At 47.1% G+C, this 13,337-nt stretch carries 13 protein-coding genes; 4 read left to right on the forward strand and 9 right to left on the reverse strand.

The genetic code is table 11. From position 1 onward, the window contains the following. Positions 1-4: 4 nt before the first annotated feature. Entirely contained in the window at positions 5-934 is a 930-nt protein-coding gene (locus ACFOEK_RS13615; RefSeq protein ID WP_386721859.1) for a cation diffusion facilitator family transporter, read from the reverse strand. A 12-nt stretch (positions 935-946) separates the two neighbouring features. Further along, on the reverse strand, positions 947-2,092 hold the full coding sequence (locus ACFOEK_RS13620) for a MalY/PatB family protein (protein ID WP_386721861.1): 1,146 nt from the start codon (positions 2,090-2,092) through the stop codon (positions 947-949). Positions 2,093-2,429: 337 nt separating this feature from the next. Between ACFOEK_RS13620 and ACFOEK_RS13625 the strand changes: the two genes are divergently transcribed. Next, complete coding sequence (locus ACFOEK_RS13625) at positions 2,430-3,173, forward strand: hypothetical protein (RefSeq protein WP_386721863.1); 744 nt, start codon at positions 2,430-2,432, stop codon at positions 3,171-3,173. Positions 3,174-3,347: 174 nt separating this feature from the next. Further along, complete coding sequence (trxA, locus tag ACFOEK_RS13630; protein WP_386721865.1) at positions 3,348-4,235, forward strand: thioredoxin; 888 nt, start codon at positions 3,348-3,350, stop codon at positions 4,233-4,235. A 102-nt stretch (positions 4,236-4,337) separates the two neighbouring features. On the opposite strand, the gene ACFOEK_RS13635 is transcribed toward trxA, so the two are convergent. Further along, positions 4,338-5,840 carry an amidase gene (locus ACFOEK_RS13635; RefSeq protein WP_386721867.1) on the reverse strand — a complete coding sequence of 501 codons (1,503 nt, stop codon included), beginning with the start codon at positions 5,838-5,840 and terminating at the stop codon, positions 4,338-4,340. Positions 5,841-6,021: 181 nt separating this feature from the next. Here ACFOEK_RS13635 and ACFOEK_RS13640 point away from each other — a divergent pair, with 181 nt between their 5' ends. Continuing rightward, entirely contained in the window at positions 6,022-7,296 is a 1,275-nt protein-coding gene (locus ACFOEK_RS13640; protein ID WP_386721869.1) for an HD-GYP domain-containing protein, read from the forward strand. Between the two features lie 40 nt (positions 7,297-7,336). On the opposite strand, the gene ACFOEK_RS13645 is transcribed toward ACFOEK_RS13640, so the two are convergent. From ACFOEK_RS13645 to ACFOEK_RS13655, 3 genes are all read right to left on the reverse strand, one after another. After that, on the reverse strand, positions 7,337-7,837 hold the full coding sequence (locus ACFOEK_RS13645) for a hypothetical protein (protein WP_386721871.1): 501 nt from the start codon (positions 7,835-7,837) through the stop codon (positions 7,337-7,339). 191 nt (positions 7,838-8,028) lie between these two features. Next, positions 8,029-8,505, reverse strand: a complete 477-nt coding sequence (gene moaC / locus ACFOEK_RS13650) for a cyclic pyranopterin monophosphate synthase MoaC (RefSeq protein WP_386721873.1) — start codon at positions 8,503-8,505, stop codon at positions 8,029-8,031. A gap of 34 nt (positions 8,506-8,539) precedes the next feature. Next, complete coding sequence (locus tag ACFOEK_RS13655; protein ID WP_386721875.1) at positions 8,540-9,433, reverse strand: SDR family oxidoreductase; 894 nt, start codon at positions 9,431-9,433, stop codon at positions 8,540-8,542. A 224-nt stretch (positions 9,434-9,657) separates the two neighbouring features. On the opposite strand from ACFOEK_RS13655, the gene moaA reads away from it, so the two are divergent. Further along, a complete protein-coding gene (gene moaA / locus ACFOEK_RS13660) occupies positions 9,658-10,641 on the forward strand; it encodes a GTP 3',8-cyclase MoaA (protein ID WP_386721877.1) in 984 nt (327 codons plus the stop codon). Positions 10,642-10,652: 11 nt separating this feature from the next. Here moaA and mobA read toward each other — a convergent pair whose 3' ends face one another. The 3 genes from mobA to ACFOEK_RS13675 form a co-directional block, all read right to left on the reverse strand. Next, on the reverse strand, positions 10,653-11,216 hold the full coding sequence (gene mobA, locus ACFOEK_RS13665) for a molybdenum cofactor guanylyltransferase MobA (RefSeq protein ID WP_386721879.1): 564 nt from the start codon (positions 11,214-11,216) through the stop codon (positions 10,653-10,655). A gap of 75 nt (positions 11,217-11,291) precedes the next feature. Then, entirely contained in the window at positions 11,292-11,867 is a 576-nt protein-coding gene (gene ssb, locus ACFOEK_RS13670) for a single-stranded DNA-binding protein (RefSeq protein WP_386721881.1), read from the reverse strand. 81 nt (positions 11,868-11,948) lie between these two features. Further along, a complete protein-coding gene (locus tag ACFOEK_RS13675) occupies positions 11,949-13,325 on the reverse strand; it encodes an MFS transporter (RefSeq protein WP_386721883.1) in 1,377 nt (458 codons plus the stop codon). Between the last annotated feature and the right edge of the window lie 12 nt (positions 13,326-13,337).

The following is a 13,337-nucleotide window of genomic DNA, read 5'->3' on the forward strand; positions in this document are numbered from 1 at the left end:
AGTGTTAAGACTTAACGGTTCCATTACGCTTTCGCACAACGCTTTGTGGGTCTTGGTGTATCAAAATATCGGCATCAGGAAAAGCGTCTCGTAACGACGCTTCCACCTGATCGGCGATTTGATGAGCATCGTACAAGGGTAAAAAATCGTCCAGCTCCAGATGGAATTGAATGAACTTGGTCGGCCCCGATTGCCGTGTTCTCAGTTCATGCAAGCCATGAACCTCGGGATGAGCCGCAACCGTCTCTCTAATCAAGCGATGGCTGTCGTCATCCAAGGCACGATCCATAAGCGCATTCACCGCCTCTTTGGCAATGCCCCAGGCACTGAACAGAATGTATAACGCCACCAGCAAGGCAAACCAGCCATCCACAGCGTCAAAACCATAAGACGCTAAGATCACCGCAACCATAATCGCCAGATTCATCAGCAGATCGCCTTTGTAGTGGAGCGAATCGGCAGTAACGGCCAAACTTCCCGTCACTCGAGCCACATAACGCTGAAAACTGACCAAGCCAAGCGTCACCACAATCGACAGCAACATCACGGCGATCCCGACTTCCGGCTGACGTACCGGTTGCGGCTCGATAATGCGATCCACCGCGTGCAGCACCAGCAACACGCAGGAACCTGAAATAAAGGCACTTTGAGCCAATCCGGCCAAACCTTCAGCCTTACCATGACCAAATCGGTGTTCTTTATCGGCAGGCTGAATGGCGAGTTTTAACGCAAATAAGTTGGCCGTCGATGCCGCCAAATCCAATAACGAATCGGTCAGCGATGCCAACACACTCGACGACCCGGTCATCATCACCGCCACTACTTTGGCAAGAATCAAAAACAACGCCGTCCCCATAGCGACCCGCCCTGCCAAGATAGTAAGACGTGCATACTCTTCCGATATGGTCTGTTGCGATCTGCTGTGATTTGGCATTATCGTTCTTCTTTAATCGGATAAATCCGTAATGGCTCGACGAATCCGGGCAAACGCCTCTTCTAATAAAGCGCGCTGACAACCAAAGTTCAAGCGAATGAACTGATCATTACCGAAGTCACTTCCCGGCGAAAAACCCACGCCATAAGATTCAAAATACTTCGCTGGATTCTCCAACCCTAGCCCCGAAGCATCAATCCAAGCTAAGAAGGTCGCCTCAATATGAAGCATCTCGATGCCATCAATCTCCGCCACTTGTTGTTCGATATAATCACGACTGTCACGCAAATACTGAATCTGCTCACTCAACCATGGCTGACCGTGCTCATACGCGGCCATAGCAGCTTCTATCGCCATTAGATTCAGTTCCGGCACAATGCCTTGCGCCGCGCGTTTAAACCTGGCGCGTAGCTGTGCGTTTTCAATGATTGCAAAAGAACAGCCTAATCCTGCGATATTCCAGGTTTTACTCGGTGCCATCAGGGTACAGGAACGTGCTGCGGCCTCGTCTGAGAGAGACGCAAACGGAATATGAGGCAGGTCATCCAACAGCAAATCGCAGTGAATTTCATCAGAACACACGATCCAACCGTATTGCTCCGCCAACTGCGCCAAACGCTCCAGTTCGTCACGACGAAAAACGGTACCACCAGGGTTTTGAGGATTGCATAACATCAACAAACTGATGCGATCAGCCTTGGCTTCCAGCGCTTGCCAATCCAGCATCCAACGGCCAGATTGTTCAATGAAAGGTAAATAGCAGGCAGTCAAACCCGCGTTATTCACCGACGACACAAACGGAGGGTAAATAGGAGTAGGGATTCCCACTTCTTTCGCTTCATCACCAAACGCCCGAGCCGTAATATTCAAGCCACACACTAGCCCAGGAATAAACACCAAACTGTCGGGGTCTATCTGCCAGCGGTACAGTCGAGCCATCCGCTCAACCACCAGAGTCTTCAAACGATCCGGCACCAGGGTGTAGCCAAAAATACCATGATCGGCGCGGCTTTTTAGCGCATCAATAATTTCATCCGCAACCCTGAAGTCGCTGTCCGCCACCCACATGGGTAATACATCCTGACCTCGGTATTTTTCCCACTTCATGCTCGAAGATTCTGTACGATCAATGGTGTGATTAAAGTCGATTCCTTTCATGACGTCCTCTTGGTCACGCTGATGCTTGTTGTTCTTGAGATTAATCGCTCTTGAGATTCATCGTTCAGAAGTGTACTTGAGATCAAGGACACTTCATACAGCCTCAATACCCGGTATCAGAAACTCGTGGCAGAGTATCAACAACCGCGAACAACTGCGTACAAATTATAAACACCGATAAGCCTCCGCCATTCCCTAGACAGGCACTTATTATAAGAGTAAGAAGTTCCATTTTTAGTACGTTTCGTTCTAGTAAGACGAAAGGCATTTTCTTGAGAGAAACCGCTTACTATTGTATATTAATTGTACAACTATCCATAAATGTGGCTAAATTCGTATGACTAACATTACTGCAACAACTGGCATCAATCCTCTGGTTCAGTCGCTGAACACTGGAGAGGAAGAGCAACGTGTTGCCAGTACAACTCGAAATGCCTCTCAAGACAACGTTTCTGCTCGTGGCCCCGAAGCGTCCGATGAGCCATCACCAAGGAACGACAGTCAATCGTCGACCCAACCGCAAGAAGAGATTAACCGACGGGACGATCCGGAACTGCAGGCAAGACGTGCCGAACTGAACGAAACCAATAATGAACCACGCCGTTCAGAAGTGAATCTCGATGCTCCACCGGAGCGGCCAACTCAAGATGTCACTGTCACCCTCTCCAACAACGATCAACCGGAGACGGAGGTGCCAACGCGTGATGCACTGAGCAGAGATGATCTTCAGAACAATGAACAACCTGTTCAAAGAAATGATTCAGCGCCTGAACCGAATCAAACCCAACCAGTTCAGAGTGATGCAGCTCAAGCGCCAGCGGATCGAAACGATCTCACTAATGGCGACAACTTACAGCGAGTTCAATCAGAGAATGCAGCTCAACTGGCGGAGACCCGAGAAGCAATCCGAAGTTCCGACAACACAGACATTGAATCATCCGATGATACCAGCTCGTTCAGCCCGTCGCTTGCAGATCAAAACGACGAACCTGATAGCGGTGCTCAAAATGCGTTGGTTTCTGGGTTCTTGGAACAAAACGCGGAACAGCGAGTGGGCATTAACTTAAACGCCATAGCCTAACTGGGAATCAACGCCTGTTCGTATTCTCAATCCTTCTGCAGTAAGCCCTCACCATATAGAGGGCTTTTTAGCGACCAACCACTCCCAGAATTGAAATCTCACCATTCCACCCCCATTATTAGTGCAACCTACAATTTTTTGCGGCCTCCGCAAGTCAGTCTCAGAGATGTATACATGATCGAATTGGATAACCCTGCAACCCCATCTGCATCAAACAATATCGTCGAAGTTACCCAAGACAACTTCCAACAAACGATTCTTGAAGAATCTCAAAAACGATTAGTCGTGGTCGACTTTTGGGCTGACTGGTGTGCCCCCTGTAAAGCGTTAATGCCCGTGTTGGAAAAACTGGCCAATGAATACAACGGTCAGTTACTGTTAGCGAAGGTAAACTGCGACGAGCAACAAACCATTGCCGCTCAATTTGGCGTGCGATCTTTGCCAACGGTTGCCTTAATGAAGAACGGCCAACCCGTTGATGGTTTTATGGGCGTGCAACCGGAATCTGAAATCCGTGAGATGTTGGAGAAGCATTTACCGAAAGAATATGAAATCGCCTATCAACAAGCCCAGGAAAAGTTAGCGGAAGGTGATCTGGATTCAGCCTGTGCATTATTAAACGCGGCTCATCTTGCAGAACCAAAGCGTTCCGATATCGCTCTCGCCTTTGCCGACGTGTTAATTGAACTGGCTAATTTTGAAGCAGCTCAGGCCGTGATTGATGCCATCCCAATGCAAGATCATGACGCGCAATACAATCAAGTGAAAGCCAAGCTGGAATTGGCAGCCGATGCCGCGGATTCACCAGAATTAAAACTCTTGGAAGAAAAGCTGTCAGCTTCGCCTGAAAATGCCACCTTAGCTCTTGAGTTAGCGGTACAATACAACCAAGCCAATCGTACGGAAGAAGCCCTGGAACTCTTGTTGAGCCATTTGCGAAAAGACATTAATGCTAGTGATGGCGAGCTCAAGAAAACCATGACCGATATACTGTCTTCGCTCACCAACGCCGACGCATTGAAAGCCAAATATCAACGTAAGCTGTATACCTTGCTCTACTGAGTTCACCTACATCTCTACGACTTATTATTTTCGAAAATAACAGCGCCTTAGGACATTTGCTATCGGCGCTGTTGTTTTCTTAACCCAACCAGTCCTTAAAAGCTAATGCTCAATCCAGGCTGGTTTATGTGCTTGCCACTTAAGCTCGGCTTCCAGTTGCGCCGCCAACTGAAATAAGGTGGTTTCATCACCCATTGGGGCCATAAACTGCACGCCGACAGGTAATCCATTATCCGCCCAGTGCGCAGGCACCGACATCGCCGGCTGACCAGTTAAATTCGCCAACTGCGTAAAAGGCAGTTTCTCCAACTGTCGAAACGCGAGTTGCTCAAAAATCCCCGCACGTTTTAACAACCCAGCCACAGGTAACTTATATAGGCCTCGTAAAACAATTTTTTCCACAGGAGAAGGCATTAACTCACCTACTTTGGCAGGTAAATCGGCCATCGTTGGCGTCATGTAAAGATCGTAGGTTTTATGAAACTCACCTAACGCGCGCGCATAGAGATTCCAGGCATGTAGAGCTTGCGCGAACTCTTTGGCCGAATACGCCTTACCGAGCTTGGCCAGCATCGCGGTCATAACCTCGATGTCTTGACCCGGCTTCAGTGGACGCCCCAATTCTTCCTCAATGTGACCAATCGACGCCGCCGTCTCACCCAGATTCATCGACAAATAACATTGATAGAGTTTTTGAGCATCGTACTCCGGCTGAGCTTCTTCCACTTCATGCCCTAACGACACCAATAGCCGAGCCGTTTCTTCAATCGCTCGAACACATTCAGGATGCACCTTACCACCCGTTGGATTCTTGGTACTGAAGGCAATCCTTAATTTTCTCGGTGCGTCTTTGGTTGCTTTTAAATAAGAGATTTCAGGTTTTGCGATTGGGAAATGCGCTCCATGATCCGACCCCGCCGTAAGATCAAGCATCAAGGCACTGTCTCTAACACTTCTCGACAACACATGCTCAACAGCAGCACCTTGCCATAGCTGCCCCTGATCTGGCCCTGTTGGCGTCCGACCACGGGACGGCTTTAGACCAAACAAACCACAACAAGAAGCAGGGATACGTATCGAACCTCCACCATCGCCCGCGGAAGCAACAGGCACTATACGTGAGGCGACCGCCGCGCCACTTCCTCCGCTGGAACCGCCCGGCGTATGATCTAAATTCCACGGATTCCGCGTTGGCCCAAATAACTCAGGCTCAGTAACACCCATCAATCCAAATTCTGGTGTATTGGTTTTGCCTAAATGCACCAAACCCGCTTGCTTGAAACGCTTGACCATCTCCGAATCGTGATCGGGAATGTAGTCCACCAGCACTCGACTGCCACAACTGAAAGGCACGCCTTCGTAAGCCGCCACTAAATCTTTTAGCAGAAAAGGCACTCCGTACAACACGCTGTCTTGAGGCGCTTGCTTAAAATCGTCTTTCCAGCGCGAAATCATGGGGGTCACCACGGCATTGATGTGCCCATTTCGTTTATCCATGCGCTCAATTGCCGCATCCACCACATCATCTACTGATAACTCTTTATTCGCGATAGCTTGAGCAATGTCTATCGCATCCATGTCGTCGTATTCCGGCAGCCTGACCATAACCTTATCCTTCAGAGTTTTTCTTTTTATACATGAGCCTTTGCTCTATTTCTATTACTTCTCGATTGGATGCCTATACTCACTATTAGTAAGTGGCCAGAAATGCGAAGTAATTTTGGCCGCTTAATAATTTGCCTTGCTATACTCATTAAACGTCTTACCCGCTAAACAATAAAAATATATGTCAGACACACACACCACTAAACATCACGGCAGCGAGCTTATTGAGGTCAAGCTGGATGTGTCACAATTGGACATTGGCATGTATGTCAAGGAGCTGGATCGTCCTTGGTTACAAACTCCCTTTATGTTTCAAGGCTTTAGGATCACTACGGACAGAGAACTTCAGCAACTTAAATCTGTTTGTAAATACGTCATCGTTGAGGTCGAGAAACATTATTGGTTCTCTTACCAAAAACACCGTCTCAATGAGAAATCCCAGGAAGCCCCAACTAAAAAACCTGTTATTTCCGAACCCATCAATAGAGCATTACCTGAAGCCAAAGCCCTTTACGATAAAGCGGACATTGAAATCCATTCCATTCTCAATAAAGTTAAAAAAGCCGAAGACATTGATATTGAGCCGATTCAAGAAACCGTAAATGGCTTTGTTAAGAGTGTGGTTTCGAATCCAAATGCCTTGCTATGGTTGACCCGAATTAAAGAACGCGATGAATACACCGCAGAACACTGTCTTCGTGTCGCCATTATGGCCATTGCCTTCGGGCGTCACCTAGGCCTGTCGGATTCGGAACTCTCTCTGGTCGGCATGTGTGGCATGCTGCACGACGTAGGTAAGATGGTAATCCCGAATGAAGTTCTCAATAAGCCGGGAAGACTTACCGCCGAAGAATTTGAAATTATGAAAAGCCATGCGGCCAAAGGTGGAGAGTTATTAGAGGATCAAAGCGGACTCGATCCTTGCATTGTCACTGTGGCTCGCCATCATCATGAACGTCTAGATGGCATGGGTTACCCCGCTAAGTTAAAAGCGGAGAATATTTCACTCTACACTCGGATTGTATCCATCGTTGATGCTTACGATGCGATTTCCAGCGAACGCTGTTATAAGAAAGCCACCACACCCGCAGAAGCGTTAAAGATCTTATATGACAATCGTGGCAGTCAATTCGATGCCGATCTACTTCAACATTTCATTCTAATGGTAGGAATTGTTCCGACAGGCAGTATTGTCGAGCTGAATAATGGTCAGGTAGGTATTGTTCTGGCGAATAACACGGAATATAAGCTAAAACCGAAAGTTCTGTTAGTTCGTGACGAACACAAAAAGCCTCAACAAGAACGCATCATTAATCTCGCGAAGAGTCCAACCGCTCTCGATGGAACACCATTAGAAATATCACAAGCATTAAGTAATGGAAGCTTTGGGGTCAACATTCTAGACTACACTAAACCAAGAGAATTCCCTCATCTCACCGAGTTTGATTGGCTATAGTGGCTGATACCAGCACTGTGAATCAGCACATTCATAGCGCTTATAACGTCTGTTCACACACCCATCGTTTTAATGAGTTTTGATAGTGCTCATGTAAATCGCGGCTGAATTTCTTGTAGACCTGAATGGTCTGCCAAAAAGACGCATCCCAACGCTCCGCATAAGATCTTATTTTGGTCACAGGTAGGTCTTCCATGCAGGCACCTTGGCGAAACTCCCGTACCACCAGCTCCGCTAAATCCGGATACGTCTGAAGGTCATAAGTAGTAATTCGAGACAGCCACTTGGACATGGCATTAATGAAGTCAAACTCGTCATGGGAAAAACGAATGTCCAGGTAATACCCCTCTTCACTTTGAGTCACATACTGCCGTAGCTGGTCACTTTTTACACTAGAATCTGAGGGGAGAAGAGGCGTCAGACAAGAGTCAGAGGCTAGCTTTCGGGTAGCCGTTCCAGCAGGCAGATAACAAGCTTCTATCTCTCCTTCAACAGCAGAAAGCACAGGGACTTGAGTTTGGTCGGTCACTATTTCGTACATAGGCCACCTCCTTAATTATTCTATCGGCGGCACAGGATTAAAACTTACTACCGTTTAACCCTTATTAATGGTCATAAACTCCATCGTTTCTCTATACGAAGCAAACTCGCTGCCAGTTCTCTCCTATTTGGACATACGGTCTAAAGATCAAGATCAGAGGCAGGATACAGTCAAACAAAGCCAGAAATCAGTTACTCAACCTGCCAATCTCCTGACTTCCCTCCTGATTTAGACAACACTCTGACGCCGTCAATCCGCATCATCTTATCAACGGCCTTACACATGTCATAAACGGTTAAACACGCCACAGAAACCGCAGTCAGTGCTTCCATTTCAACACCGGTTTGACCTGTCAGCTTACACATCGACAGCACTTTGATCCGCCCTTGATCCGGTTGCGCGTCAAACTCTACTTTCACCGAACTCAGCATTAACGGGTGACATAATGGAATCAGATCCGACGTCTTCTTTGCCGCCTGAATCCCGGCAATTCTTGCCACGGCCAACACATCACCTTTCTTATGAGAGCCAGCCATCACCATCGCCAAGGTTTCGTCATTCATGTAAACAAAACCTTCCGCCTGAGACGTTCGAGTGGTTGCCTGTTTCTCAGAGACATCCACCATTACGGCGTTGCCCTTATCGTCAATATGGGTAAATTTTGACATCTCGATTCCTGAAAAATGAAAAGGTTATTCGTAATTAAGAAGGGTTGAGGCGACTGTCGGCCAATTTAACAACGACTTTAGCCAACTCCACTCGCCATGAGCGTTGCTTGATGCCAAAGGTATATAAGAGCTTCTGACAGTTCAGTACCGCATTCATCGGACGCTTCGCAGAACCTTTGTGTTGAGCACTGCTGACTTGCTCCACATGTCGCGCTTTCAATTCGGGGTGACGCTCGGCTTCCTCAATCACCGCCTTAAGAAATTCGCGACGGGTTACCGCTTCCACATCACAATAGTGATAAGTGCCCCATACGTTAATATCACAAGACAGCTGTTTGCAAATTGCCAACAAGACTTCTGCCGCACTGCAGGCAGAGGTTGGACACGCCAGTTGCTGCCCAATGACTTCCATACGCTCATCTTCGCCGCCATGATCCAAAACCCGCCCTACGAAGTTATCTTCGCCAGAACTGAACACCAACCCCAACCGGATAATAATGTGTTTCTCTAGAATGGAAGAAACCGCCTCCTCAGACGCCTGATGGATTTCACCATACAAGTTCACCGGATTAGGGGTATCTTTCTCTGTATAGGGCCCGACCTTATCACCATCGAATAAATAGGGTGACGTCAAATGTAACATCGGAATATCAGCTTCCTGACACGCTTTCGCCAACGCACGAGGAATTTCCAGATTTTTCAAACGACAACGCTCAATCTCTTCTTCTGCACGATCCACAAAGGGGTACAAAGTCGAGTTAATCAAAAAATCAGGCTGATGCTCCTGAATCAACTGAACGATGTCCCGATGGTCGATAAACAGCTGCTCATCCGAGTCAAAGGCAACAAAGTCAACGCCTTGCGTTTCAAGCAGAGACACTAGCTCTCCACCGACCTGACTCTCCGAGCCAACCACCATTAACTTCATCGAAACCTCACCTGATCAAATACCTTTGACGAATCTTCGGATTATCAACAATGCCGCCACAAATTACCATACAGAGTGCGAGGATTCGCTGAAGTCGGTTACAAAATACTTGATCTGAAACATCAAACTTTTTGGTAAAATACTCGACAATAGTCAAATCAACCCATTTATTGTATTGTCAGCCTTGTCTCAACCTTGAGAGCAATACAAAGAGAGCATAAATCATGGCTTTGATTGATCAGTTTGGACGTGTCGTTAATTACGTTCGTATGTCAGTAACCGACCGTTGTGATTTCCGGTGCGTGTACTGCATGGCGGAGGACATGACCTTTCTTCCTAAATCATCCATCCTGACGCTCGAAGAAATCGAACGCATAGCCTCAGCTTTTGTTAATCTCGGCGTTTCCAAGATTCGACTCACTGGCGGCGAGCCCTTAATTCGTAAGAACGTGATATCACTGTTCCAACAATTGGGGAAATTGGACGGCCTGAAAGATCTCGTCACCACCACTAACGGTAGCCAACTCACCACTTTGGCTCAACCGCTTAAAGACGCTGGCGTACAGCGTCTCAACATCAGCTTAGACAGCCTTAACGCTGAACGCTTTACGGATCTTACCCGCTTCGGAAAATTAGAGGCCGTGTTAGCCGGTATTGATGCCGCACGCGAGGCTGGTTTCAAACAAATCAAACTGAATTCAGTGATCATCAAAGGCCGAAATGATGATGAGATCCTGGACTTAGTGAATTTCGCCAAAGAAAAAGCCATCGACATCAGCTTTATCGAAGAAATGCCATTGGGCGTTATTACAGAACACAACCGCGGTGAAAGCCTCTGCACCAGTGATGAAGTTCGTACCATCATCGAACAAGACTACGAATTGATTCCTGATACTTTTAAAACCGCCGGACCATCGCGTTATTACCGCCTTGCTGACAGCAATTCACGTATTGGATTTATTTCACCTCACTCCCACAATTTCTGCGGGGACTGCAATCGTGTTCGTGTAACTGTCGAAGGTCGTTTATTGCTATGTTTAGGAAATGAACATTCCGTAGATTTACGCGAGCCGTTACGTAATGGTTGCAGCGATGACGAACTAAAAAGCATCATTGTCGATGCCATGAAGATCAAGCCGAAAAGTCATGAATTTGATGTCCATGACGAACCTCAAATTTTACGTTTCATGAACACTACCGGGGGCTAATCAGCCCTGTATCAATCGAGCTGCGCCAAGGCATTAAAGTTCTTCATATGCCGCTCGTCGACATCCACCCATTCAACACCTAACTGCTTAAACACCCGAAATACGCTTCTCTGCCCTTCATTGAAAGCCGACACGATGCCAGGGAAGACGCTTCTGTGAATCAATGCATGTAAAGGATGCGCTTTTTCAACAGCCATCAACGCAAAGAGTTTATGCTCAGGAGAGCTTTTTGCCTTCTCAAGCAATGATTGAAAATCCTGCTTCGTCACTAAAGGCGTATCACAAGGTGATACTAACAGCCATTCCGAACTAACCTCTTTCAATGAACTGACCAAACCACTCAACGGGCCTTGAAAGTCTGGCGCCTGATCTTCAACGACGGCATGAGCTAATGTTTGATAAGTCTCAAGATTACGATTACAACTGATTAACGTGGAATCGCAGATGTCCTCCAACGCATATAGCGGATAAGAAACCAACGCCTGACCACGCCACACTTGAAGCCCTTTATCGACGCCTCCCATTCGAGTTCCCTGCCCACCCGCAAGAATTAACCCCTGAACTGTCATCGCCATCACTCCTTTCTTTTACACCCAATAAAAAGCCCCACGAAAGTGAGGCTTTATATACGATCCAAAGAGAGAAGTCTCTTAGAACGGAATGTCATCATCGAAATCATCAAAACCGCCTGGCGCTGGCGCAGGTTGTTGCGGCGCTTGCTGAGGCTGCTGACCTTGCTGCGGTTGATACGGTTGTTGAACGGGCTGCTGCATAGGCTGAGATTGAGGAGCCATATTTGATTGAGCTGGCGCAGGCGCCGCAGTTGGTTGCTGATAACCACCCATAGGCTGATTCATCGGCTGTCCGCCGCCCATAGGCTGATCACCACCACGGCTATCCAACATTTGCATGTCATTCGCAACAATTTCAGTAGTATAACGATCCTGACCTTGCTGATCCTGCCACTTACGAGTACGCAATGCGCCTTCAATATAAACCTTTGAGCCTTTACGTAGGTACTGGCCTGCAATTTCACCAAGTTTGTTAAACATCACAACACGGTGCCACTCAGTACGCTCTTGTTTCTGACCTGATTGCTTATCGGTCCATGAATCACTGGTAGCAATAGTAATATTGGTCACAGCACTGTTATTCGCGGTATATCTGGTTTCTGGATCTTGTCCAAGATTACCAACCAGGATGACTTTGTTAATTCCTCGTGCCATGAAACTCTCCAGAAAATCTATCTATAGCAAGGTTCGAATAATGAAAAAAATGAAGGGAACCATTGTAGCCTTAGAGTGCACTTAGGCCAAGCTAGGACTCCCTAAAGTTTTCTGAATAATACCTTCATTCGTCAGATCGGGATCGTATTTTATGTATAAAGTCTGCATCTCATTGTAGTGAAAGACTTCAAGTACACCTTGTTGACTACCTAGCTTATCCAAACCTTCAGCACTCTTCTCATCGAGCACAAAAGGAATAGAAACACCTTTCAAGAACTTAGGCGCTTTCATTGTCAACACCAGCAACAACCACACGACCAACAAACCAGAGCATACAATTAACAGAAAATTCTCACCTTTCCATTGCAATGCCATACCACCAAGCCAACCGCCAATAAACGCGCCTAAAAATTGATGGGAAGAAAACAAGCCCATAGCACTGCCCCGCGTGCCAGCGGAAGCGAGCTTCGCAACCAAAGAAGGCAGGGTTGCTTCCATCAAGTTAAACGCAGTAAAAAACACCAATAACAGTACTGCCATCACCGCACCGGCTTGCACATTCATCATTAAGCTCAATGTTACCAACAGCATCAAAGCCACTGCCAACACCATCATCCATTTCATCTGACGTTTTACTTCGGCTATTAAAATGAAAGGCACTGCAAGTACAAACCCCATAACAACGACAGGAAGATAAACCCACCCCGTCATGGACGCTTCAATATCAAAAGCAGCAATGATTTTTGTCGGTAAGAAAATGAACAACGCAGTAAGCAACGCATGAAGAATCAAAACGCCCCAATAGACACGCTGCAATTCGCCATTAAAATAACTTTTCTGTAACCCCTGTTTAGTCGACAAGGTTTCCAGTGAATACACCGAGGTCGGCGGGTTTGGCACTAGCTTCCATAAGATCACCAAACCAAGTACCCCTAACGCTGCGGTTAGCCAAAAGACGCCTTGGATTCCGAAGTAAGCATCCACAATCGGCCCCAATACAATTGATATGGCAAATGAAACACCGATGCTAGCCCCCACCATTGCCATAGAACGCGTTCGCGTCTGCTCAGACGTTAAATCACCTAATAACGCCATAATACAAGCAGCCACAGCACCGCCCCCCTGCAACACGCGACCGGCAATAATTCCATAAATAGAATCACTCATTGCGGCGACCAAACTACCAGCAATAAACAAACAGTAGCCGATACTGATCAGAAACTTCCGACCATAACGGTCAGACAAAGAACCAAACGGGATCTGCATCAAAGCTTGAGTTAACCCATAGCCACCGATCGCTAAACCAATCAGTAAGGGAGTTGCCCCTTCTAAACTTTTACCTGTGGCTTCCGGAGACATATATAAAGATAAAACAGGAAGCACCATAAACAGGCCTAACATACGAAATGAGTAGAGCAACGCCAGTGATAACGTGCTGATGCGCTCATTAGAATTCATGCCTTCTTCACT

Source organism: Litoribrevibacter euphylliae (assembly GCF_042646085.1).
Taxonomy (GTDB): domain Bacteria; phylum Pseudomonadota; class Gammaproteobacteria; order Pseudomonadales; family Litoribrevibacteraceae; genus Litoribrevibacter; species Litoribrevibacter euphylliae.